General features: G+C 49.7%; 21 protein-coding genes and 1 pseudogene. 12 read left to right on the forward strand and 10 right to left on the reverse strand.

The window, feature by feature from the left end:
* Positions 1 to 57: 57 nt before the first annotated feature.
* Positions 58 to 1,767 (reverse strand): D-lactate dehydrogenase, encoded by a 1,710-nt coding sequence (gene dld / locus JQN59_RS08325; RefSeq protein WP_020996666.1) that lies wholly within the window; start codon positions 1,765 to 1,767, stop codon positions 58 to 60.
* Positions 1,768 to 1,999: 232 nt separating this feature from the next.
* Here dld and bglX point away from each other — a divergent pair, with 232 nt between their 5' ends.
* From bglX to JQN59_RS08350, 5 genes are all read left to right on the forward strand, one after another.
* Positions 2,000 to 4,297, forward strand: a complete 2,298-nt coding sequence (gene bglX, locus JQN59_RS08330) for a beta-glucosidase BglX (RefSeq protein WP_075551243.1) — start codon at positions 2,000 to 2,002, stop codon at positions 4,295 to 4,297.
* A gap of 232 nt (positions 4,298 to 4,529) precedes the next feature.
* Entirely contained in the window at positions 4,530 to 5,447 is a 918-nt protein-coding gene (osmF, locus tag JQN59_RS08335) for a glycine betaine ABC transporter substrate-binding protein OsmF (RefSeq protein ID WP_149608284.1), read from the forward strand.
* A gap of 15 nt (positions 5,448 to 5,462) precedes the next feature.
* Positions 5,463 to 6,629: an ABC transporter permease gene (locus JQN59_RS08340; RefSeq protein WP_048216408.1), complete on the forward strand. Its 1,167-nt coding sequence runs from the start codon at positions 5,463 to 5,465 to the stop codon at positions 6,627 to 6,629.
* Positions 6,622 to 7,569 (forward strand): ABC transporter ATP-binding protein, encoded by a 948-nt coding sequence (locus JQN59_RS08345; protein WP_149608282.1) that lies wholly within the window; start codon positions 6,622 to 6,624, stop codon positions 7,567 to 7,569. The genes JQN59_RS08340 and JQN59_RS08345 overlap by 8 nt, the downstream gene beginning before the upstream one ends.
* Positions 7,553 to 8,284: an ABC transporter permease gene (locus tag JQN59_RS08350; RefSeq protein ID WP_003834464.1), complete on the forward strand. Its 732-nt coding sequence runs from the start codon at positions 7,553 to 7,555 to the stop codon at positions 8,282 to 8,284. Before JQN59_RS08345 ends, JQN59_RS08350 begins: the two co-directional genes overlap by 17 nt.
* Here the strand turns inward: JQN59_RS08350 and JQN59_RS08355 are convergent.
* Both JQN59_RS08355 and mlrA read right to left on the reverse strand, forming a co-directional pair.
* The gene (locus JQN59_RS08355; protein WP_003027354.1) at positions 8,265 to 8,372 is read right to left on the reverse strand and encodes a protein YohO; all 108 of its coding nucleotides are present in this window, start codon (positions 8,370 to 8,372) and stop codon (positions 8,265 to 8,267) included. The genes JQN59_RS08350 and JQN59_RS08355 overlap by 20 nt on opposite strands.
* A gap of 51 nt (positions 8,373 to 8,423) precedes the next feature.
* Entirely contained in the window at positions 8,424 to 9,155 is a 732-nt protein-coding gene (gene mlrA / locus JQN59_RS08360) for an HTH-type transcriptional regulator MlrA (RefSeq protein WP_003027351.1), read from the reverse strand.
* Positions 9,156 to 9,380: 225 nt separating this feature from the next.
* Here mlrA and JQN59_RS08365 point away from each other — a divergent pair, with 225 nt between their 5' ends.
* Genes JQN59_RS08365 through JQN59_RS08375 form a run of 3 tightly spaced genes read left to right on the forward strand, consistent with a single transcriptional unit; the run spans position 9,381 to position 12,299 of the window.
* Positions 9,381 to 11,066, forward strand: a complete 1,686-nt coding sequence (locus JQN59_RS08365; RefSeq protein WP_003834458.1) for a sensor histidine kinase — start codon at positions 9,381 to 9,383, stop codon at positions 11,064 to 11,066.
* Positions 11,063 to 11,782 (forward strand): two-component system response regulator BtsR, encoded by a 720-nt coding sequence (btsR, locus tag JQN59_RS08370; protein WP_003840155.1) that lies wholly within the window; start codon positions 11,063 to 11,065, stop codon positions 11,780 to 11,782. Before JQN59_RS08365 ends, btsR begins: the two co-directional genes overlap by 4 nt.
* A 46-nt stretch (positions 11,783 to 11,828) precedes the next feature.
* The gene (locus tag JQN59_RS08375; RefSeq protein ID WP_003834454.1) at positions 11,829 to 12,299 is read left to right on the forward strand and encodes a DUF1456 family protein; all 471 of its coding nucleotides are present in this window, start codon (positions 11,829 to 11,831) and stop codon (positions 12,297 to 12,299) included.
* 43 nt (positions 12,300 to 12,342) lie between these two features.
* On the opposite strand, the gene JQN59_RS08380 is transcribed toward JQN59_RS08375, so the two are convergent.
* Both JQN59_RS08380 and metG read right to left on the reverse strand, forming a co-directional pair.
* Entirely contained in the window at positions 12,343 to 12,801 is a 459-nt protein-coding gene (locus JQN59_RS08380; RefSeq protein WP_032943976.1) for a YehR family lipoprotein, read from the reverse strand.
* Between the two features lie 205 nt (positions 12,802 to 13,006).
* Positions 13,007 to 15,040, reverse strand: a complete 2,034-nt coding sequence (gene metG / locus JQN59_RS08385; RefSeq protein WP_048215927.1) for a methionine--tRNA ligase — start codon at positions 15,038 to 15,040, stop codon at positions 13,007 to 13,009.
* Positions 15,041 to 15,204: 164 nt separating this feature from the next.
* Between metG and apbC the strand changes: the two genes are divergently transcribed.
* Positions 15,205 to 16,314 carry an iron-sulfur cluster carrier protein ApbC gene (gene apbC / locus JQN59_RS08390; RefSeq protein ID WP_048215928.1) on the forward strand — a complete coding sequence of 370 codons (1,110 nt, stop codon included), beginning with the start codon at positions 15,205 to 15,207 and terminating at the stop codon, positions 16,312 to 16,314.
* 265 nt (positions 16,315 to 16,579) lie between these two features.
* Positions 16,580 to 16,864: a DUF2574 family protein gene (locus JQN59_RS08395; RefSeq protein ID WP_048215929.1), complete on the forward strand. Its 285-nt coding sequence runs from the start codon at positions 16,580 to 16,582 to the stop codon at positions 16,862 to 16,864.
* Between the two features lie 176 nt (positions 16,865 to 17,040).
* On the opposite strand, the gene JQN59_RS08400 is transcribed toward JQN59_RS08395, so the two are convergent.
* Positions 17,041 to 17,738 (reverse strand): IS1-like element IS1B family transposase gene (locus JQN59_RS08400; protein ID WP_095033700.1). Its coding sequence is split into 2 segments (ribosomal slippage): positions 17,041 to 17,489 and positions 17,489 to 17,738, totalling 699 coding nucleotides; the frame shifts between segments, so codons are not numbered across the junction.
* A 59-nt stretch (positions 17,739 to 17,797) separates the two neighbouring features.
* On the opposite strand from JQN59_RS08400, the pseudogene JQN59_RS08405 reads away from it, so the two are divergent.
* Positions 17,798 to 19,816 (forward strand): annotated as a pseudogene (locus JQN59_RS08405) (fimbrial biogenesis outer membrane usher protein); the annotation flags it as partial.
* Entirely contained in the window at positions 19,788 to 20,795 is a 1,008-nt protein-coding gene (locus JQN59_RS08410) for a fimbrial protein (protein ID WP_131820873.1), read from the forward strand. The pseudogene JQN59_RS08405 and the gene JQN59_RS08410, both read left to right, overlap by 29 nt.
* Positions 20,796 to 20,848: 53 nt before the next feature.
* Here JQN59_RS08410 and JQN59_RS08415 read toward each other — a convergent pair whose 3' ends face one another.
* From JQN59_RS08415 to tssD, 4 genes are all read right to left on the reverse strand, one after another.
* A complete protein-coding gene (locus tag JQN59_RS08415) occupies positions 20,849 to 21,181 on the reverse strand; it encodes an RcnB family protein (RefSeq protein ID WP_003834436.1) in 333 nt (110 codons plus the stop codon).
* Positions 21,182 to 21,451: 270 nt separating this feature from the next.
* Positions 21,452 to 21,892 (reverse strand): hypothetical protein, encoded by a 441-nt coding sequence (locus tag JQN59_RS08420; RefSeq protein WP_048234940.1) that lies wholly within the window; start codon positions 21,890 to 21,892, stop codon positions 21,452 to 21,454.
* Positions 21,893 to 22,261 carry a tlde1 domain-containing protein gene (locus tag JQN59_RS08425; RefSeq protein ID WP_149608007.1) on the reverse strand — a complete coding sequence of 123 codons (369 nt, stop codon included), beginning with the start codon at positions 22,259 to 22,261 and terminating at the stop codon, positions 21,893 to 21,895.
* The gene (gene tssD, locus JQN59_RS08430) at positions 22,261 to 22,755 is read right to left on the reverse strand and encodes a type VI secretion system tube protein TssD (RefSeq protein ID WP_048236390.1); all 495 of its coding nucleotides are present in this window, start codon (positions 22,753 to 22,755) and stop codon (positions 22,261 to 22,263) included. Before tssD ends, JQN59_RS08425 begins: the two co-directional genes overlap by 1 nt.
* Between the last annotated feature and the right edge of the window lie 92 nt (positions 22,756 to 22,847).

The following is a 22,847-nucleotide window of genomic DNA, read 5'->3' on the forward strand; positions in this document are numbered from 1 at the left end:
GCCGGGCAAGCGAAGCGCCCCCGGCAACATGCCCGGTGGCGCTTATCTTTTTCTGGTTTACGACTCTTTCCAGAACTTTTGCTTACTCGTTTTACCAATCCCCGGGTTCATACTGTTGGTGGGGTCATTCTCGCGGTAAAAACGGGTTAATGTTTCCGGTGCTTTATACAGATGTCCGACGTTATGCTCTGCTGGATACTGTGCTCCGCGCTCGTGCAGAAGCTCCAGCATCTGCTCTTTCAGCGCATGCGCATCCACGCCTTTTTTCACGATGTAATCCTGGTGGAAGACGTAGCACATAAAGTGGCCGTAATAGAGTTTGTGCACCAGTTGGCTGTCGATCTCTGCAGGCAGATGCTCGTACCATTCGGTGTCGTTACGGCGCAGCGCGATATCCAGCGCCAGAATATCTTCCACTTCATCAGCATGTACGGCCTGATAACGAATCGCCGCGCCAGCCGCCGCAAAGCGATGCAAAAACGCCTTGCTGCCTTCTTCCGGCGTACAGGCAAAGAAGTCGCCTTCAGCGGTTTTGAAAAACTCGCTTAGCCAGTTTTGCGCTTCAGCCACGCCGCCACCGGCCATTTTTAATAGCAGGTGATGTTCGTACTTATCGCGCCAGCTTTTCATGCGCGCGGGTAAGTGGCTGGGGAACAAATGGCCAAATTTCTGCATTGCCCGATCGGTGAAATGTGGACGGAAAATTTTCACTTTTTCCAGCATCGCATCGGTGCGACCTTTCAGGGTGAAGAAGAAGGGCATTTTGTCGGTGCCGAGCTTGTCGATCATCAGAAACGTATCTTTGCCGTATTGCTCAGCGATGTCATAAATATCGCGGTGCATATATTCACCGGCGACCGGCAGATGCTCAAATTTTGCCAGAATATGACGGCGAATCTCCGTCAGTACCTCTGGCTGGTTGGTACCGATGTAAAAGACCTGCTGGTTTTTTTCGGCTTCGAAGGTGTCCAGACGCACCGCAAAAACCGCGAGCTTGCCTGCACAACCGGATGATTCAAACAACCGATCCGGGTCGGCGTTATAGCGAGCGGGCGTGTCCGCCTCAATATCTCTGACGCGGGTAACGTAGTCGTGATCGTGTGCATGACGTCCATCGTGGCGCACATCGTCATCTTTGATACGCTCGTCATCAAGTTTGCTCAGGATCTGTTCTGGGGTCTGGCCCAGTTCGATACCCAGATGGTTAACCAGCTGTAATTTACCCTGCTCGTCAATACGTGCAAACAGCGACATCTCCGTGTATGCCGGACCGCGCTGAACCAGCGAGCCGCCAGAGTTGTTACAAATACCGCCAATCACTGAAGCGCCGATACAGGAAGATCCGATCACCGAATGCGGCTCACGGCCAAACGGTTTGAGCGCTTTTTCCAGTGAATAAAGCGTGGTGCCGGGATAGGCCAGCACCTGTTCGCCTTTGCCGATGACGTGCAGCTTATCAAGGCGCAGGGTGCTGATAATGACAATCTCGCGGTCGTAATCATTACCGCTCGGCGTAGAGCCTTCGGTCAGGCCAGTGTTGGCGGCCTGCATCAGGATAATTTTATCTGCAGCGACGCAAGCGTTCAGGACGCGCCACAGTTCTAAAAGCGAGCCAGGGAACACCACGGCGAGTGCATCGCCCTGACCGGAACGGAATCCCTTGCGATAGCGGGCGGTTTTAGCAGGGTCTGTGAGCAGGTGTGAATGACCTACCAGACGGGTCAGTTCATTCAGAAAAGCTTTATTATCTGTTGTAATGGAAGACATTCTCCACTCCTTGTGGTGGGACTCAATATCAGGAACAAGCATAGCGCTTTGTATGACAATACGCTTTCTCATTCACATTGTCTCTGGGTTGTCCTCCACTGAGTCGCGTTGGTTTCGAAAATTAGGAGAATAACCTTAGCTTTCTTTATCGCTCCCGTTTAGTCTTACGGCAAACTGCGGTTTTTGTTATATTTTCGCTGCCTCGTCGGGAAAAAATAAAGAGAGAATCAACATGAAATGGCTATGTTCTGTAGGTGTCGCGGTGAGTCTGGCGTTGCAACCAGCGCTGGCGGACACGCTGTTTGGTAACCATCCTCTGACGCCAGAAGCGCGGGATGCATTCGTTACCGATTTACTTAAACAGATGACCGTGGATGAGAAAATTGGGCAACTACGCTTGATAAGCGTCGGACCTGATAACCCGAAAGAAGCCATCCGCGAGATGATCAAAGACGGGCAGGTTGGGGCAATTTTTAACACCGTCACGCGCCAGGATATCCGCAAAATGCAGGATCAGGTGATGGAGCTCAGCCGCCTGAAAATTCCTCTCTTTTTTGCCTACGACGTATTGCACGGCCAGCGTACCGTGTTCCCGATAAGTCTTGGCCTGGCGTCCTCTTTTAATCTCGATGCGGTCAGAACCGTTGGCCGTATTTCCGCGTATGAAGCTGCCGATGATGGTCTGAATATGACCTGGGCGCCAATGGTCGATGTCTCTCGCGATCCGCGCTGGGGCCGTGCTTCAGAAGGTTTTGGTGAAGACACGTATTTAACGGCTACGATGGGTAAAACCATGGTGGAAGCGATGCAGGGGAAAAGCCCGGCTGACCGCTATTCGGTGATGACCAGCGTCAAGCACTTCGCCGCCTATGGCGCGGTTGAAGGTGGCAAGGAATATAACACCGTCGATATGAGCCCACAGCGTCTGTTCAACGACTATATGCCGCCGTATAAAGCCGGACTGGACGCCGGTAGCGGTGCGGTGATGGTGGGTCTTAATTCGCTGAACGGTACACCAGCAACCTCAGATGCATGGCTGCTAAAAGACGTGCTGCGAGATGAATGGGGCTTTAAGGGGATTACCGTTTCCGATCACGGCGCGATTAAGGAACTGATTAAGCACGGTACCGCCTCCGATCCTGAAGATGCGGTGCGTGTGGCGATCAAGTCCGGCATCAACATGAGTATGAGCGATGAGTATTACAGCAAATATCTGCCGGGCTTGATTAAATCCGGCAAAGTGACGATGGCGGAGCTGGACGACGCCGCGCGTCATGTGCTGAATGTGAAATATGATATGGGGTTGTTTAACGATCCGTACAGCCATCTGGGGGCCAAAGAATCTGACCCACAGGACACCAACGCAGAAAGCCGTTTGCATCGCAAAGAGGCGCGTGAAGTGGCGCGCGAAAGCCTGGTGCTGCTGAAAAACCGTCTGGAAACGTTGCCGCTGAAAAAATCCGCCACCGTGGCGGTTGTCGGACCGCTGGCCGACAGCAAGCGTGATGTAATGGGCAGTTGGTCCGCCGCCGGTGTTGCCGATCAGTCGGTAACGGTGCTGACGGGGATTAAAAATGCCGTCGGCGAACAGGGCAAAGTGCTGTACGCCAAAGGGGCGAATATCACCAACGACAAAGGCATTGTCGATTTCCTCAACCTGTATGAAGAAGCGGTAAAGGTTGACCCGCGTTCGCCGCAGGCGATGATCGATGAAGCCGTTAACGCCGCGAAGCAATCTGATGTGGTTGTCGCGGTAGTCGGTGAAGCGCAGGGCATGGCGCATGAAGCCTCCAGCCGCACCGATATCACCATTCCGCAAAGTCAGCGTGACCTGATTGCTGCGCTGAAAGCCACGGGTAAACCTCTGGTTCTGGTGTTGATGAACGGTCGTCCGCTGGCGCTGGTGAAGGAAGATCAACAAGCCGATGCGATCCTCGAAACCTGGTTTGCCGGGACGGAAGGCGGTAACGCCATCGCCGATGTGCTGTTTGGTGATTACAATCCGTCAGGCAAGCTGCCGATGTCTTTCCCGCGCTCTGTTGGACAGATCCCGGTCTATTACAGCCATCTCAATACCGGCCGTCCGTATAACGCCGATAAGCCGAACAAGTACACGTCGCGCTACTTTGATGAAGCCAATGGTCCGTTGTATCCCTTTGGTTATGGCCTGAGCTACACCACGTTTACGGTTTCTGATGTGAAGCTCTCTTCTCCGACGATGAAGCGTGACGGAACCGTGACGGCCAGCGTGCAGGTGACCAACACCGGCAAACGCGAAGGTGCAACGGTGATTCAGATGTATTTACAGGATGTGACCGCCTCCATGAGTCGTCCGGTAAAACAGCTGAAAGGTTTTGAAAAAGTGAATCTTAAGCCTGGTGAAACCCAGACCGTCAGCTTCCCGATTGATATTGAAGCGCTCAAATTCTGGAACCAGCAGATGAAATACGATGCAGAACCTGGCAAATTTAACGTTTTCATCGGCGTGGATTCCGCCAGAGTGAAGCAGGGCGAATTTGAACTGCTGTAATAGATGAATAAAGTCATGCAGCATGCCTGATGGCTCTACGCTTATCAGGCCGACAAAGTCGTATCATCCGGCAAATTCACATTGGGTTTGCCGGATTTTTTTTATTTTATTATCGCCTTACCGCTAATAACTCTCAGCGTTACCACCCAATTGCCAGGTTAAGGCTTGATTTTTCGACTATGCTTTTTCCTCAAGTCTCTGAAAAGGGCCGCAAAAGGATAAGGAGTACAGCATGATAATCTCAAAAGTATCGGTGGGTTCGCTGGTGCTGTTAGCCGCGATAAGCCTACCCTTACAGGCCGCGTCACCCGTCACGGTTGGTTCAAAAATAGATACCGAAGGGGCGCTGCTCGGCAACATTATTTTGCAGGTGCTCGAAAGCCATGGCGTGAAAACCGTCAATAAAGTACAGCTGGGTACCACTCCAGTAGTGCGTGGGGCAATCACCTCCGGTGAGCTGGATATTTATCCGGAATATACCGGTAATGGCGCATTCTTTTTTAAAGATGAAAATGATCCCGCGTGGAAAAATGCGCAGGCCGGTTTCGAGAAAGTGAAAAAGCTGGATGCAGAGCAAAATAAGCTGGTCTGGCTAACACCTGCACCCGCCAATAATACCTGGACCATTGCGGTACGCCAGGATGTCGCGCAAAAGAACAAGCTTGAGTCCCTTGCTGATTTAGGCCGCTACCTGAAAGACGGGGGAACATTCAAACTTGCTGCCTCTGCTGAATTTATCGAACGGGCTGACGCGTTGCCTTCGTTTGAAAAAGCCTATGATTTCAAACTGAATCAAAATCAGCTGTTGTCGCTAGCTGGGGGAGATACCGCGGTGACGATTAAAGCAGCGGCGCAGCAGACTTCTGGCGTCAATGCGGCGATGGCTTATGGCACCGATGGCCCGGTTGCGGCGCTTGGTCTGCAAACTTTAAGCGATCCCAAAGGTGTCCAGCCCATTTATGCGCCAGCACCCGTCGTACGTGAATCGGTGCTGAAAGACTACCCGCAAATGGGAGAATGGCTACAACCGGTTTTTGCCAGCCTGGATGAAAAAACGTTGCAGCAGCTGAATGCCAGTATTGCCGTGGAGGGGCTGGATGCGAAAAAAGTTGCAGCAGACTACCTGAAGCAAAAAGGATGGGTGAAGTAACGGAGTTTGCAGCAGGTGGGTGTTTTGTCAAAGATTTCAGTTAATCGGGTGCTGTTGTTACTGGTACTTCTTACCTTCGCGGCGGCAGCGCTGCCTTTCATTAGCTATGCGCCTAATCGCCTGGTCTCCGGTGAGGGGCGCCAACTCTGGGATATCCGGCCCGACATGGCGTGGGGATTGGCAGTAGCCTGTTTGCTGCTGTTTCTTCTGTGCTTTGTACCGGGAAAGCCCGGCAATATATTGACCCTTGTTATTAGCCAGTTGCTGGTTATTGCAGCGCTGGTAACCGCAGGAACAACGGCAACGTATCTGGCCCAGACGGGAAGTCCACTGGCCAGAACCAGCCTGGGCAGCGGGTTCTGGTTGGGGCTAGGACTAATGTTGCTGGCCGCCAGTGACGCCATTCGTCGCATAACCGAGCTGGCATCATGGCGTTGGCTGTTACACGCGCAAATGTTTATTTTTCCGCTGGTGCTTTTGTTCTCCGGCACGTTTAACGATCTTTCCCTGCTTAAAGAATATGCCAACCGTCAGGATGTCTTCAACGACGCCCTGACGCAGCATCTGACAATTCTGTTCGCTACCGTGGTGCCCGCGCTGCTTATTGGTGTGCCGTTGGGCATCTGGTGTGCTTTCTCTGTCTCCCGTCAGGGGCCGGTTTTTGCGGTACTGAATATCATCCAAACCATTCCCTCAGTCGCGCTGTTTGGCCTGTTAATTGCGCCCCTTGCCGGGTTGGTGAAGCACTTTCCTTTGTTGGGTTCGCTCGGCGTCGCCGGAACCGGCCTGACGCCTGCGCTTATTGCGTTAGTGCTGTATGCGCTGTTACCGCTGGTACGTGGCGTTGTGGCTGGGTTGAATCAGGTGCCGCAGGATGTACTGGAAAGCGCCCGAGCGATGGGGATGAACACTTTCCAGCGGTTTGTCTCGGTGCAGTTCCCGCTGGCATTGCCGGTCTTCTTGCGCAGTTTACGGGTAGTGATGGTGCAAACGGTGGGAATGGCGGTGATTGCTGCGCTGATTGGCGCAGGGGGATTTGGCGCGCTGGTCTTTCAGGGATTGCTCAGTAGCGCCGTCGATTTAGTGTTGCTGGGCGTGATCCCCGTTGTGGTACTGGCAGTATTGATTGATGCGCTGTTTGATTTAGGGCTCGCGCTGTTGAAGGTAACAAACAATGATTGAATTTCGCCATGTCAGTAAAACCTATGGTCAGCAAACAGCCGTTGACGACCTTAACCTGCGGTTGGGGGAGGGCAGCTTTTCGGTGTTAATTGGCACGTCAGGTTCCGGGAAATCCACCACGCTGAAAATGATCAATCGGCTGGTTGAACATGACAGCGGACAGATTCGCTTTGCCGGGGAAGAGATCCGCAGCCTGCCGGTGCTGGAGTTAAGGCGGCGCATGGGATACGCGATTCAGTCGATTGGCTTGTTTCCCCACTGGACAGTCGCGCAGAACATCGCCACGGTGCCGCAGCTACAAAAGTGGTCGCGTTCTCGTATTGATGACCGAACAGACGAACTGATGGCGCTGCTGGGTCTTGAGGACAGTTTGCGCCATCGTTATCCGCATCAGCTGTCTGGCGGGCAACAGCAGCGGGTCGGAGTGGCGCGTGCCCTGGCGGCAGATCCGCAGGTACTGCTGATGGATGAGCCTTTTGGCGCGCTGGATCCGGTCACACGTGGTGCGCTGCAGCAGGAGATGACGCGTATTCATCGTCTGCTCGGGCGTACCATTGTGCTGGTGACGCATGATATCGACGAGGCGCTAAGGCTGGCGGAGCATCTGGTTCTGATGGATGCAGGAAAGGTAGTACAGCAGGGCGCGCCGCTGTCGATGCTGACAGCACCGGCGAACGAATTCGTGCAAACATTCTTTGGCCGTAGTGAACTGGGCGTACGTCTGTTGTCGCTTCGCACGGTAGGGGATTTTATCCGTCGCGGTGAACACACAGCCGGTGAACCGTTGGTAGATGAAATGACGCTGCGTGATGCGTTGTCGGTGTTCGTAGCACGCGGTTGCGACGTCTTGCCGGTCGTGACCCCGCAGGGGTTGTCCTGCGGGACGCTTCATTTTCGTGATTTGCTTTCGGAGATGCCGACCCGTGAAACGTCTTGCTGATCCGTTGTTATGGCTTATTGTTCTGTTTCTGGTCCTGTTAGTTGGGTTGCCTCATAGTCAGGCCTTGTTCAGTGCGCTATTTCCGGCGCTACCGCGTCCCGTGTATCAGCAGGAAAGTTTTGCGGTGCTGGCACTGAGCCATTTTGGTCTGGTGGGGATTTCGAGCCTGATTGCCGTACTTATTGGCACCGGGGCCGGTATAGCGGTAACCCGGCCCTGGGGCGCGGAATTCAGGCCGATGGTGGAAACCATCGCCGCCGTGGGGCAGACCTTTCCGCCAGTTGCTGTGCTGGCGATCGCCGTACCGGTGATGGGATTTGGTCCTGAACCGGCAATTATCGCGTTGATCCTGTATGGCGTATTACCGATCTTGCAGGCAACGCTGGCCGGACTCGGAGGAATTTCACCCAGCGTGATGGATATTGCCAGCGGAATGGGAATGAGTCAGGGGCAGCGGCTGCGTAAAGTCGAGTTGCCGCTGGCGGCCCCGGTGATTCTGGCGGGGATTCGCACGTCGGTGATTATTAATATCGGCACTGCAACCATCGCCTCAACCGTTGGGGCGAACACGCTGGGTACGCCGATTATTATCGGGCTAAGTGGGTTCAATACCGCCTATGTGATTCAGGGGGCGCTGCTGGTCGCGCTGGCGGCGGTAATTGTTGATCGCGGGTTTGAGAAATTAGCGAGACATCTTACCCGGCACGTAAAATAAAAGTATAGCCTGCCAGCATGACACCGCCGATACCGCCGATGGCCATCAGCAGGAAGAGGGTAATGACACCGATTTTAGCTGCGCTCATTATGCACTCCTTATGTGAATTCAAGGATTGTACACGTTTGTTAATAGAATATTAAATACCGAGTGGATAAATATCGTGACCTAACGCGCGCCATTCATTCAGCTGTTGCTGCTGAGCGGGCGTTTGGTTCTCGCCGCACCAGACAAGCAAGGTGCGACCTTCAAACAGCTCCGGTCGCAGTTGGTTCAGCGAATGGGCAAGGACGTCAATGCGCCATCCCTGCTGGCTGGCGACCCAACCCTCCAGCCATAAACGGGTCGTATCCTGAATGTTCCAGCCAACCACCAGAGCATCTTTCCCCTGTTTCTTACGTGCTGAGGCCAGACAAATCGCGATATAGTTGATCAGTACGCCGTCGAGGATCCCCAGTAACGCCTGCAGGATCGGCTGTTGGCATTGCAGACGTCGGCGTAACGGAATGAACAAATGGGTGTTGAGCGTTTGTGCGGGATAATCCTGGCCGCGCTCTTTGATCCACAGTCTGAGGCTATGCAGATTATTACTTTGCAAATAGCTCAACAGCGTCTCTTGTTGTTCACGCCAACCGTTATGCACATCAATGCTCTCATTGCTGAGCAACATTTTAACCTTGCTGACCTGAACACCGTTGTTTATCCAGCGTTTTATCTCGCGGATCCGGTCGATATCCGCATCGTTAAACAGGCGATGCCCGCCGTCTGTCCGCTGCGGTTTAAGTAATCCGTAACGCCTCTGCCACGCGCGTAAAGTGACAGGGTTGATATCACAAAGCAAAGCCACTTCACCTATTGTGTAAAGCGCCATCGTCGTCTCACTCTTGCTCGCGAGGTCCCAGTTTTACTTTAGACGCTCTTTTGCGAACCAGGTAGTTTTGTCTGTTTTTTGATCTATGAATGGGTGATTTTGTAACCATGCTCGCGCTTTCGAGTGATCGTTCTCACAAATTCGTCTTTTTTTGCAACACTTCAAAGAAAGTTACACGCAGCCCATGTATGTTACGCGCTTTTAAGTGATGTGTGGTTGGCGGGTATGTACGAGTTTAATCTGGTGTTGCTGCTGCTTCAGCAGATGTGTGTGTTCCTCGTTATCGCGTGGCTCATGAGCAAAACGCGTTTGTTTATCCCGCTGATGCAGGTGACTATCCGACTCCCGCACAAACTGCTTTGCTATGTTACTTTTTCCATTTTCTGCATTTTAGGCACCTATTTCGGGCTGCACATTGATGACTCCATTGCTAACACTCGCGCTATTGGCGCGGTGATGGGCGGGCTGCTTGGCGGCCCGGTGGTTGGCGGTTTAGTTGGTCTTACCGGCGGTTTGCATCGTTATTCGATGGGGGGGATGACTGCGCTTAGCTGCATGATCTCGACCATTGTGGAAGGGTTGCTCGGCGGGCTGGTGCACAGCGTGCTTACCCGTCGTGGTCGTACCGATAAAGTCTTTAGTCCGCTGACCGCGGGAGCGATTACCTTTGTTGCCGAACTGGTGCAGATGCTGATCATCTTATTAATTGCGCGTCCGTTCGATGATGCGTTTCGGTTGGTCAGCAATATTGCCGCGCCGATGATGGTGACCAATACCGTGGGCGCCGCCTTATTTATGCGTATTTTGCTCGATAAACGGGCAATGTTTGAAAAATATACCTCCGCTTTTTCCGCCACAGCACTCAAAGTTGCCGCCTCAACGGAAGGTATTTTGCGCCAGGGATTCAACGAGGTTAACAGCATGAAGGTTGCTCAGGTGCTGTATGAAGAGCTGGATATCGGTGCGGTGGCGATTACCGATCGTGAGAAACTGCTGGCATTTACCGGTATTGGTGACGATCACCATCTACCCGGAAAACCTATTTCATCGTCATATACCCAACGCGCGATTGAAACCGGAGAGGTGGTGTATGCCGATGGGAATGAAGTTCCTTACCGTTGCTCTTTGCACCCGCAATGCAAATTAGGCTCGACGCTGGTGATCCCCCTGCGAGGTGAAAACCAGCGGGTAATGGGGACCATCAAACTTTATGAAGCCAAAAACCGCCTCTTTAGTTCGATCAACCGTACGCTGGGGGAAGGGATCGCCCAACTGCTTTCGGCGCAAATTCTGGCCGGGCAGTATGAGCGGCAAAAAGCGATGCTCACGCAGTCGGAAATAAAACTCCTGCACGCCCAGGTCAATCCCCATTTTCTGTTTAATGCACTCAACACCATCAAAGCTGTGATCCGACGCGATAGCGAGCAGGCCAGCCAACTGGTGCAGTATCTGTCGACGTTCTTTCGTAAAAATTTAAAACGCCCGTCGGAAATTGTGACGCTGGCCGATGAAATTGAACACGTTAATGCTTATCTGCAAATTGAAAAGGCACGATTCCAGTCACGTCTTCAGGTGACCTTGACGGTGCCAGAAGAACTTTCGCATCAGCAATTACCCGCCTTTACTCTGCAACCCATCGTGGAGAATGCCATCAAACACGGTACTTCTCAGTTACTGGATACCGGTGAAGTATCGATTACCGCCCGTCGCGAAGGGCAATATCTGATGCTGGATATCGAAGACAATGCCGGGCTGTATCAGCCAACCTCAGAAGCCAGTGGACTGGGTATGAATCTGGTCGATAAACGACTGCGCGAGCGGTTTGGCGATGATTTTGGCATCAGCGTAGCGTGTGAACCTGACCGCTTTACTCGAATTACTTTACGACTTCCTCTGGAGGAACTGGCATGATCAAAGTGCTGATTGTCGATGACGAACCGTTAGCCCGGGAGAATCTGCGGATCCTGTTGCAAGAGCAAAGCGACATCGAGATTGTCGGTGAATGTTCGAATGCGGTGGAAGCCATTGGCGCGGTGCATAAATTGCGTCCGGATGTTCTGTTCCTTGATATTCAGATGCCGCGTATCAGCGGCCTGGAAATGGTTGGCATGCTTGATCCCGAGCATCGTCCGTACATTGTTTTTCTGACCGCCTTTGATGAGTATGCGGTGAAAGCCTTCGAAGAACATGCGTTTGATTATCTGCTCAAGCCGATTGAAGAAGCACGGCTGGAAAAAACGCTGATCCGTTTGCGTCAGGAGCGCACCAAGCAGGATGTATCACTGCTGCCAGAAAATCAGCAGGCACTGAAGTTTATTCCGTGCAGCGGCCATAGTCGGATTTATTTGCTGCAAATGGATGATGTGGCGTTTATCAGCAGTCGCATGAGTGGTGTGTATGTGACCAGCAGCGATGGTAAAGAAGGCTTCACTGAGTTGACGCTCAGGACGCTGGAGAGCCGTACTCCTCTGCTGCGTTGTCATCGGCAATATCTGGTAAATATGGCGCAATTGCAGGAGATCCGTCTGGAAGACAACGGTCAGGCGGAACTGATTTTGCGTAACGGACTGACCGTTCCGGTGAGTCGTCGTTATCTTAAAAGTCTAAAAGAGGCGATTGGACTGTAAAACTGATACACTGCGCGCCATTGCATCACCGACAGTTGAAGGCTCTATGCTAAGTAACGATATTCTTCGTAGCCTGCGCTACACCCTGAAAGCGAACAATAACGACATGGTGCGTATTCTTGCGCTTGCTGACATGGAATCCACCTCCGCAGGTTTCGATACCTGGATGACAAAAGAAGATGAGGCTGGGTTTGTTCGTTGCCCGGATATCATTCTCTCCGGTTTTTTAAACGGCCTGATTTATCATCTGCGTGGTAAAGATGATTCTGCACCGGAACTGGCGCTGGAGCGTCGTGTTAATAACAATACGGTGCTGAAAAAGCTGCGTATCGCCTTTTCGCTGAAAACCGACGATATTCTGGCTATTATGACCGAGCAGAAATTCCGTGTGTCGATGCCGGAAATTACCGCCATGATGCGTGCACCTGATCATAAGAACTATCGCGAATGCGGCGATCAGTTCCTGCGTTATTTCCTGCGTGGTTTGACATCACGGGTACATAACGCGAAACCATAAAGAAAAAATGGGCGACACCGATTAACATCGGGTCGCCGATGGTTTACTTCACTTCTTTAAAACCCGCCGATTCCATTACCGTTTGCATTTGCTTCATGCTGATGTTTTTATCGGCGTTTTCAGAGAGTTTCATCCCTGAAATGGCCTGCAACGCTTTTATATCAACTTTTTCCATATCGATAGTGACATTTTCTTGCGCGTAGGTATCTGAATAGGTGAGTTTTTCTTCTATGCCAGTAATGTTTTGATATTTGGCGCTTAATGCGTCGAATACTTTTGCTGCTTCCTCTTTATTGCTGGCACCGACTGACGCATAGCTAATTTTACTTTCGGAGATTTGCTTCAGGACCTTATCACCTTTATAGGTGTAAGAGACGGTGATATCAGAACCATTAATGTTGGCATTGAATGTTTTTGTCTCTTCTTTATCACCACATCCCGCCAGGGAAAAAACCACAATCGATGCCACGGCGAGAGAAAATAATTTTTGTAACGCTTTCATGTAAAACTCCATTTCATGAATATCGGATGTTAAATAATAACGTCCACGAATCTGGTGAGCCCGGACTACCTTGATACCAGAGCAGTATAGAATAAATCTAATATTAACAACGAAGCAGTCCGAAAATGGAGCAGGGGTTAAGATTAGAGGAAGCACTTGCGTAGCAAAAAAAAGCGCTGCGGTTGCAGCGCTTGAGATGTTTGATTTACTTCACCTGTTGGCCTGGTTTTGCACCTTCGTCTGGGCTTAACAGGAAGATATCTTTCCCGCCAGGACCTGCGGCCATCACCATCCCTTCGGAAATGCCGAAGCGCATCTTACGTGGTGCCAGGTTGGCCACCATAATGGTCTGGCGGCCAATCAGGACCTGCGGATCTGGATACGCAGAACGAATACCAGAGAAGACGTTACGTTTCTCACCACCGAGATCCAGCGTCAGACGCAGCAGTTTGTCAGAACCTTCCACGAACTCGGCGTTTTCAATCAGCGCTACACGCAGGTCAACTTTAGCGAAATCGTCAAAGGTGATGGTTTCCTGAATCGGGTCATCCGCCAGCGGGCCGGTAACCGGTGCAGCAGCTGCTTTCACTTCTTCTTTCGACGCCTCAACCAGCGCTTCAACTTGTTTCATGTCGATGCGATTGTACAGCGCTTTAAAGGTGTTGACCTTGTGGCCGAGCAGTGGCTGCTCAATGGCATCCCAGCTCAGTTCGCTGTTCAGGAAAGCTTCAACACGTTCAGCAAGCGTTGGCAGAACCGGTTTCAGGTAGGTCATCAGCACGCGGAACAGGTTGATACCCATGGAGCAGATCGCCTGCAGGTCGGCATCGCGGCCTTCCTGTTTAGCCACCACCCACGGGGCCTGTTCGTCAACGTAGCGGTTTGCCACGTCGGCCAGCGCCATGATTTCACGGATAGCTTTACCAAATTCACGGCTTTCCCATGCTTCGCCAATCACCGCTGCGGCGTCGGTGAAGGTTTTATACAGAGCCGGGTCGGCCAGCTCAGCCGCCAGAATGCCGTCAAAACGCTTAGCAATAAAGCCAGCGTTACGGGATGCCAGGTTGACTACTTTGTTGACGATATCGGCGTTAACGCGTTGGACAAAGTCTTCCAGGTTCAGGTCGATGTCATCAATACGTGAAGAAAGCTTCGCGGTGTAGTAGTAGCGCAGGCTGTCGGCATCGAAGTGCTTCAGCCAGGTGCTGGCCTTAATGAAGGTGCCGCGAGATTTGGACATCTTCGCGCCGTTCACCGTCACATAACCGTGTACAAACAGGTTGGTCGGCTTGCGGAAGTTGCTGCCTTCCAGCATGGCAGGCCAGAACAGGCTGTGGAAGTAGACGATATCTTTACCGATGAAGTGATACAGCTCGGCGTCGGAATCTTTCTTCCAGTACTCGTCAAAACTGGTGGTGTCACCGCGCTTATCGCACAGGTTTTTGAATGAACCCATATAGCCAATTGGCGCGTCCAGCCAAACGTAGAAGTACTTGCCAGGCGCATTCGGGATTTCAAAACCGAAGTACGGAGAATCGCGAGAGATATCCCACTGTTGCAGGCCGGATTCGAACCATTCCTGCATTTTGTTGGCGACCTGCTCCTGTAACGCGCCGCTGCGCGTCCACGCCTGCAGCATTTCGCTGAATGACGGCAGATCAAAGAAGAAGTGTTCGGAGTCACGCATCACCGGCGTTGCGCCAGACACGACGGATTTCGGCTCGATAAGTTCGGTCGGGCTGTAGGTTGCGCCGCAGACTTCACAGTTATCGCCGTACTGATCCGGAGACTTACATTTCGGGCAGGTGCCTTTAACGAAACGGTCCGGCAGGAACATGCCTTTTTCCGGATCGTAAAGCTGGGAGATTGTGCGGTTCTTAATAAAACCGTTCTCCTTCAGGCGAGTATAAATCAGCTCAGACAACTCACGGTTCTCTTCGCTGTGCGTCGAGTGGTAGTTGTCGTAGCTGATGTCAAAACCTGCAAAATCAGTCTGATGCTCCTGACTCATTTCACCGATCATCTGCTCTGGCGTGATCCCAAGCTGCTGTGCTTTCAGCATGATTGGCGTACCGTGTGCGTCGTCCGCGCAGATGAAGTTAACCTGGTGGCCGCGCATTCGCTGGTAACGGACCCAGACATCAGCCTGGATGTGCTCCAGCATATGGCCGAGGTGGATTGAGCCGTTGGCGTACGGCAGCGCGCACGTTACCAGAATTTTCTTCGCGACTTGAGTCATAGTGGGCAATTACTTCTTTTGTAGTGAAAAGGGCTTTGATAGTACCAAAATGGTAATTACTGCGCCAAGCGATAAGGGCATTTATCCGTAAATGAATAATTGTTGCGGTTGGAGTAAACTACCTGGTGACTATTGTATATTCAGAACAACAAAAAGGAGTCGGGATGAACGCACAATCCCAGGCCAAATCACCAGAGACCCTGCGCGCCATGGTTGCCGGGACGCTGGCGAATTTTCAGCATTCAACCCTGAAGCATAATCTGACGACGCTTAAAGCGTTGCACCACGTCGCCTGGATGGATGACACGTTGCACGTTGAGCTGGTCATGCCGTTTGTCTGGCATAGCGCGTTTGAGGACTTAAAAGAGCAATGTAGCGCCGATCTGCTGCGTATTACCGGTGCGAAAGCGATCGACTGGAAACTGTCGCATAACATCGCGACGCTGAAACGCGTGAAAAACCAGCCGGGTATTAATGGTGTGAAAAACATCATCGCCGTCAGTTCAGGTAAAGGTGGCGTGGGTAAATCCTCTACCGCCGTGAACCTGGCGCTGGCGCTGGCTGCAGAAGGGGCGAAGGTAGGGATTCTGGACGCCGATATTTATGGTCCGTCTATCCCGACAATGCTTGGCGCGGAAAACCAGCGTCCAACCTCGCCAGATGGTACCCACATGGCACCGATCATGTCTCATGGTCTGGCAACGAACTCCATTGGTTATCTGGTCACTGACGATAACGCGATGGTATGGCGCGGCCCGATGGCCAGCAAAGCGCTGCTGCAGATGTTGCAGGAAACCTTATGGCCGGATCTTGATTATCTGGTACTGGATATGCCGCCGGGCACCGGTGACATCCAGCTGACGCTGGCGCAGAACATTCCGGTAACGGGCGCGGTTGTTGTCACTACGCCGCAGGACATCGCGCTGATCGATGCGAAAAAGGGCATCGTGATGTTCGAAAAAGTCGAAGTGCCGGTACTGGGTATCGTTGAGAATATGAGTATGCATATTTGCAGCAACTGCGGTCACCATGAACCGATCTTCGGTACCGGTGGGGCACAGAAGTTGGCCGAGCAGTATCACACTCAACTGCTGGGACAGATGCCGCTGCATATTTCTCTGCGTGAGGACCTCGATCGTGGTACGCCGACGGTGATTAGCCGTCCTGAAAGCGAATTTACTGCTATTTACCGCGACCTGGCAGGACGAGTGGCTGCACAGCTCTACTGGCAGGGAGAGGTTATTCCGGGCGAGATTGCCTTCCGCGCGGTGTAATTTATTGCGTTACATATATTCACCGCATCAATGTATTATTGATGCGGTGAATATATTAAATTTAAAAATCTTACGATATTGTTCATTCTGCGTTTATAATTCATGCCTTTTTCCGAATAAATCACCTCAATGCATCATTGCAATTGATCAAATCTATCCCATTAATCTACAATTTCAATTGGTTCAAATAGGGGAGTTAACTGATAATACTCAGTGCAGGCGGCTTGTACGCTGTTTCCCACCCATTACAGGAATAATGAACACAATGAAGAAAAGTTTATTCTTGGGAGTTATTACTCTGGCTTATGGAATGAGTTTGCAGGCTTTGGCTTCTGATACAATCGATGGAAAGTTAACAATCATCGGGCATGTTGTTGAGTCCACCTGCCATATCGATATGACAGGTGGCGAGCCTCAAAATGATTGCCAAGCAGATGCGGTTCGATTGACGGTTGGAAGCGACAAACCAAACTACCGGGGTGTCAATACGCAACGTGTGATGTTACCGGGTGATACGACACGGCAAATAGTGCTCAATACCTACGATTAATGACCTCAGAATGAATCTTGTCAAACGGCAGTTTTACCCAGCGTAATACTGCCGCCTCTTTAATTTTCCCTTCTATTACATTTGCTTTCCGTTATTTATTATTATCGTGAATTACTTAAATAAGTATTATCTTATGCTTAAATAATGCTTAGTGAAATTTGGGTAATGACTCCAACTTATTGATAGTGTTTTATGTTCAGATAATGCCCGATGACTTTGTCATGCAGCTCCACCGATTTTGAGAACGACAGCGACTTCCGTCCCAGCCGTGCCAGGTGCTGCCTCAGATTCAGGTTATGCCGCTCAATTCGCTGCGTATATCGCTTGCTGATTACGTGCAGCTTTCCCTTCAGGCGGGATTCATACAGCGGCCAGCCATCCGTCATCCATATCACCACGTCAAAGGGTGACAGCAGGCTCATAAGACGCCCCAGCGTCGCCATAGTGCGTTCACCGAATACGTGCGCAACAACCGTCTTCCGGAGCCTGTCATACGCGTAAAACAGCCAGCGCTGGCGCGATTTAGCCCCGACGTATCCCCACTGTTCGTCCATTTCCGCGCAGACGATGACGTCACTGCCCGGCTGTATGCGCGAGGTTACCGACTGCGGCCTGAGTTTTTTAAATGGCGGAAAATCGTGTTGAGGCCAACGCCCATAATGCGGGCGGTTGCCCGGCATCCAACGCCATTCATGGCCATATCAATGATTTTCTGGTGCGTACCGGGTTGAGAAGCGGTGTAAGTGAACTGCAGTTGCCATGTTTTACGGCAGTGAGAGCAGAGATAGCGCTGATGTCCGGCGGTGCTTTTGCCGTTACGCACCACCCCGTCAGTAGCTGAACAGGAGGGACAGCTGATAGAAACAGAAGCCACTGGAGCACCTCAAAAACACCATCATACACTAAATCAGTAAGTTGGCAGCATCACCGCTGTATACGTCCTATTATGTGAGCCAATACTATAGCGATTATAAAGACTCCGGTAACAGTAAAAATACTTTTGCTCGTTTTAATAGCGGATTGAATTTATTAGGTTGGCAACTACATTCTGATGCCAGTTACAATAAGACTGATGATAGTAATGGTGAGTGGAAGAGTAATACTCTCTATTTGGAGCGCGGGATCCCGGAAATTTTGGGCACATTGCGCGCGGGCGATATGTACACATCATCAGATATTTTTGATACCGTGCGGTTTCGCGGGGTACGCTTATATCGTGATATGCAGATGCTCCCAAACTCAAAACAGAATTTTACGCCGTTAGTTCAAGGGATTGCACAAAGTAATGCCCTTGTCACTATTGAACAAAATGGTTTTGTTGTCTATCAAAAAGAGGTACCGCCGGGCCCCTTCTCGATTGCTGATTTACAGTTAGCTGGTGGGGGCGCAGATCTTGACGTGAGTGTAAAGGAAGCGGATGGAACGGTTACGACCTATCTGGTTCCTTATTCCTCCGTACCCAATATGTTGCAGCCTGGCGTGTCAAAGTATGATTTTGTCGCGGGTCGCAGCCATATTGAAGGTGCCAGCAACCAAAGTGATTTCGTTCAGGCCAGTTATCAGTATGGCTTTAATAATCTATTAACGCTGTATGGCGGCACAATGCTAGGGGATAACTATAATGCCTTTACGCTGGGAACAGGCTGGAATACGCGCATTGGCGCTGTTTCTTTTGACGCCACGCAGTCACATAGTAAACAGGATAATGGTGACGTTTTTGATGGCCAGAGTTACCAGGTTGCGTGGAATAAATATCTTACGCAGACAGGGACGCGATTTGGTTTAGCGGCATACCGATATTCTTCTCGTGACTATCGTACATTTAACGATCACGTATGGGCGAATAATAAAAACAGTTATCATCGTGATGAAAATGATGTCTACGATATTGCTGATTATTATCAGTATGATTTCGGTCGTAAAAACAGTTTTACAGCCAACATCAATCAATCGCTTCCTGAGGGGTGGGGATCCGTATCATTAAGCACATTATGGCGTGACTACTGGGGACGTAGCGGTAGTAATAAAGATTATCAACTGAGCTACACCAATAGTTGGCAACGGATTAGCTATACGCTTTCTGCTAGCCAAACCTACGATGAAGATCATAATGAAGATAAACGTTTCAACATCTTTATCTCCATACCCTTTAACTGGGGAGATGGTATATCCACGCCACGGCGACAGGTATATCTCTCTAACTCGACCACATTTGATGATGATGGTTTTGCATCAAATAATACCGGTATTAGTGGGATCGCAGGCGATCGCGATCAATTTAACTATGGTGTAAACCTGAGCCATCAACGACAAGACAGCGAAACCAGCGCAGGGGCAAATGTGACGTGGCGTGCTCCTGTTGCAACGGTTAACGGTAGTTATAGTCAATCCACAAAATATAAACAAAGCAGTGGCAGTATCTCCGGTGGGATTGTGGCATGGGCTGGCGGTATAAACCTGGCAAACCACCTTTCTGAGACTTTCGCCATCGTAGACGCCCCCGGACTTGAAGGCGCTTATATCAATGGGCAGAAATATCGGGAGACAAACAGTAAAGGTACGGTGGTATATGATGGTATGAGTGCGTACCGTGAGAATATGCTGACACTGGATGTCTCTAATACCAATAGCGAAACAGAATTACAGGGTAACCGTAAAAGTGTTGCTCCATATCGTGGGGCAGTGGTCAAAGCGCAATTTGATACCGACCAGCGTAAACCCTGGTACTTTAAAGCATTGCGCTCGGATGGATCACCATTAACCTTTGGTTATGAGGTCGAAAGCGAACAGGGCGAAAACATTGGTCTGGTTGGGCAAGGCAGTATGTTGTTTATTCGTACTAATGACGTGCCTGCAAAAATCAAAGTTGCCATTGATAAACAACAAGGACGTTACTGCACAATCTCCTTCAATCAGGAAATTGATGCCAGTAAGACATACTCATGCCAGTAAAAGGATAATGATGATGAGATGGATACTGTTAACGGTATTAACATTATGCTCTTTTTGGGCACAGGCTGATAAATGTGATTTTGTTCCTCCACCAAATATTACGGGAGCATATTCTTTCACCCCAGATGCGATGTCCGGTGTACTTGATGGTGGTGTTTTTGCTTCTGGCCAGGATGGCACTGTTGTACTGGACTGTAAGTCACAGGAGAAGGCATGGTTGAAGGCCGCAATGGCCATCTTGCATAGCAGTGAATATGCTTTTAAGGTAGGCAGTAAATATTACATTGTTTCCTTTTCTGTGAGTTATCAAGCAAAGGATATTGTTGCAAATAAAGCAAAGTATACATTGTCAGATTTTTTTGATATGGCGGGTTTAGTTCTGAACTATTCAATTGTTGAGGCCCCAGACCGCGGGGCCGCAACGATCATCGCCCCTGGTGCGACGATCCCTCTCGTTACTGAGTTGAGCCTTGAATACTGTCAGGGAAATGAGAATAACTGTAGTTCAAAAAAATTAAATTATAATTTAAATGTCACGATTATGGTCGATATCACAACCTGCTATTTTGGTAATCAGGAAATTGATCTGGGAAGGATAAATATTAATGATCTTGATAAGAAAAAATTTGAGCTTCACCCGGTAATATTCACCTGTCAGGCCAGTGGGGCTGGGAATCTGAAGTTTACGCCTGATAATCTGTTATTTTATTTTGAACCGATGAGTCCATTGGCGGAGGATTCAATGACCCTGACCAACGATTATGGTACTGCGGCGAATAGCGCAGGGTCGGTAGGATTTCAGTTATCAATGGACGGTTCAACGAGTATTGGTTATGGCAGAAGTAACCTGTATCGATCTGGCGATGTGAAAGCGAATATAGTACCAATCAATATTTACGCCCGCACTAGAACGTATGCAGGGAAAGTCACTGCGGGAGAAACAATGAGTCGGGTAAAGGTCGTTATTGACTATAATTAAAAAGTAAGTAAAGCAGGAAATTTACGCACCCAACTATACTGGGTGCGTTTTTTTTAGCGGTGATAAAAAATCTCGCCGTCGTAGGCTTTAATGATCTTAGCATCGGCATCATTGACCAGCACATATGCGCCGCCCATGTAGGTCCAGTGGGTGCCTGCCGTCGGTGCGGGCAGGTTGCGCAGATTCCACTGTTTAATGGTGTATTCTTCGGTGAGATACAGTGGTGGAACCTTGTCACCGGGTTTGAAATGGGTGAAGTCAGCAATAAAGCTGCTCAGTTCATACTTATCGATACCGGTGGGGGCAGCTGTTGCAGCTGGTGCGGCCCAGACGACGCTGCTTGCAAGCAGAAGTGCACCCAGCAACATTTTATTCTTCATACCCATCCTCTCTACCTCTTCGGGTCATCAAAATCAGTCATGTATCATTCCTGGCATACCGGATGTCTGACAAGCACTATTTTGTGATCACTCCAGTCATTTCGTAAAAAGTGTAAATGAAAGTACAGAATTGCAGCAACCTTGACCAGTAGTTTCGCAATAGGGGAGGTACAGCACGATTCATTCTGTCAGCTTTACGGCTGTTCTATGGCTGACAGCCATGCATTCTTTCATCTATTAGATAATAGGGACCGTTGCTAACCCCTATTATTAATATTAAAATTCTCTTGATAGGGTGATGTACCCGTTGAACCTAACTGAACACTCGTCTTTGTTCATCAGGCTTGAGGCAATGAATACATCTTTCTTACCGTGCTTATCGGTGTAGGTATATTTAGCTGTAATGGACTTCACTTCATTATCATAATAGCTTGAAAGATAAATGTTTTTGTACTTATCTTCTGTTTTATCCTTATCAGGATCTTTATCAAAGTCGATTCTTGCTAATTTCTCAGCGTACATCCGTGAAATAGGTGTAATATCAAGCACATCTACTTTTGCTTTCATTTCATCAACAGTAGATGTATCTATACTCAAGTCCTCTGCTAACTTATTGAATAATATGGCTTCCATTGCTGAGCCTACTGATGCACAACCCTCATTTTTTGCAAATGAAAGAATAGGTATGAAGGTTATAAGGATTAATAATTTTTTCATTTAATCCTCAACTACCAGAATCTTATCAGAGCTATCATTGATCTCTTTGCGACCAGCCAGTCCTAATATGATGCATCCATCCGAGGCACTAAGAGGATGTCTTGAACTATTACCGTGTATCATGAAACCATCACGCCCGCACATCTGATTTTCAGGGTAAGGTGTAAGGCGTATTGTGTACGCTTTTGTCTTATGGTGATAGAAAGCAAGACCGATAGTGTAGGTTCCTCTAGGAAGTGGCCCCTTTTCACTCACGCACTCGTTAGCTGAATCATTCTTAAAACCTGGTCTACCTGAATACAATGCATCAAATTGGTATGTACCATTCAGATAGAAGCTATGAGAACTTACTTTGTATACCCAAGTCATTACGCCGCCTCCTTGCTGTCGTTCCATGAATCGGAGTGAGTTATGTTCCCGTCCAGATAGAGCCATGTGATCTTTTCGTAGGCTAAGTAGAATGCCTCAATGTGATTTCGCTTTTCATATGCTGGATTCTTGACATCAAACATAAAAGGTTCAATCTCATTGACCCTTACATTATCCATTGTCACTCGAAAATATTCTTCTTCCAGCCCGTTGTGGTTGATATGGTAGAATTTCAATACCGCTTGTTTGAATATCTGTCCACTGGATACACCCTGATAGAGATAAGGCGATGAACAATCTACCTCTTTCAGTAAAAAATAATCTCCATGCTTCCTCTTAGCTGTAATCTGTCCTGTCAGTGGATCAGTAGGTAGCTCTACGTTATGCATCAGTTCTACAATTTCAATAGAACCTTCTCTACCATGTACATCAACCGATCCTTTAACCTGATTTCCTACATCGTCTGTAAGCCATAGATAAACAGGTATTGCCATATCAAAATCCCTCTTAGTTAGTATGGTATCCCTCGTTATCATATTCCTGAAAAATGGGAATAAGGAATGAGTGATTATTATAACATCATGAA

Origin of the sequence: Citrobacter sp. B72 (assembly GCF_016894305.1) — a bacterium.
Taxonomy (GTDB): Bacteria; Pseudomonadota; Gammaproteobacteria; order Enterobacterales; family Enterobacteriaceae; genus Citrobacter; species Citrobacter portucalensis.

Coding starts and splice junctions, on each gene's coding strand:
- metG (WP_048215927.1), bottom strand. CDS start 15,040: ATGACTCAAGTCGCGAAGAAAATTCTGGTAACGTGCGCGCTGCCGTAC.
- JQN59_RS08410 (WP_131820873.1), top strand. CDS start 19,788: ATGCCAGTAAGACATACTCATGCCAGTAAAAGGATAATGATGATGAGA.
- bglX (WP_075551243.1), top strand. CDS start 2,000: ATGAAATGGCTATGTTCTGTAGGTGTCGCGGTGAGTCTGGCGTTGCAA.
- JQN59_RS08375 (WP_003834454.1), top strand. CDS start 11,829: ATGCTAAGTAACGATATTCTTCGTAGCCTGCGCTACACCCTGAAAGCG.
- JQN59_RS08345 (WP_149608282.1), top strand. CDS start 6,622: ATGATTGAATTTCGCCATGTCAGTAAAACCTATGGTCAGCAAACAGCC.
- tssD (WP_048236390.1), bottom strand. CDS start 22,755: ATGGCAATACCTGTTTATCTATGGCTTACAGACGATGTAGGAAATCAG.
- JQN59_RS08365 (WP_003834458.1), top strand. CDS start 9,381: ATGTACGAGTTTAATCTGGTGTTGCTGCTGCTTCAGCAGATGTGTGTG.
- JQN59_RS08355 (WP_003027354.1), bottom strand. CDS start 8,372: ATGAGCGCAGCTAAAATCGGTGTCATTACCCTCTTCCTGCTGATGGCC.
- JQN59_RS08425 (WP_149608007.1), bottom strand. CDS start 22,261: ATGACTTGGGTATACAAAGTAAGTTCTCATAGCTTCTATCTGAATGGT.
- mlrA (WP_003027351.1), bottom strand. CDS start 9,155: ATGGCGCTTTACACAATAGGTGAAGTGGCTTTGCTTTGTGATATCAAC.
- apbC (WP_048215928.1), top strand. CDS start 15,205: ATGAACGCACAATCCCAGGCCAAATCACCAGAGACCCTGCGCGCCATG.
- JQN59_RS08380 (WP_032943976.1), bottom strand. CDS start 12,801: ATGAAAGCGTTACAAAAATTATTTTCTCTCGCCGTGGCATCGATTGTG.
- btsR (WP_003840155.1), top strand. CDS start 11,063: ATGATCAAAGTGCTGATTGTCGATGACGAACCGTTAGCCCGGGAGAAT.
- dld (WP_020996666.1), bottom strand. CDS start 1,767: ATGTCTTCCATTACAACAGATAATAAAGCTTTTCTGAATGAACTGACC.
- JQN59_RS08420 (WP_048234940.1), bottom strand. CDS start 21,892: ATGAAAAAATTATTAATCCTTATAACCTTCATACCTATTCTTTCATTT.
- osmF (WP_149608284.1), top strand. CDS start 4,530: ATGATAATCTCAAAAGTATCGGTGGGTTCGCTGGTGCTGTTAGCCGCG.
- JQN59_RS08415 (WP_003834436.1), bottom strand. CDS start 21,181: ATGGGTATGAAGAATAAAATGTTGCTGGGTGCACTTCTGCTTGCAAGC.
- JQN59_RS08395 (WP_048215929.1), top strand. CDS start 16,580: ATGAAGAAAAGTTTATTCTTGGGAGTTATTACTCTGGCTTATGGAATG.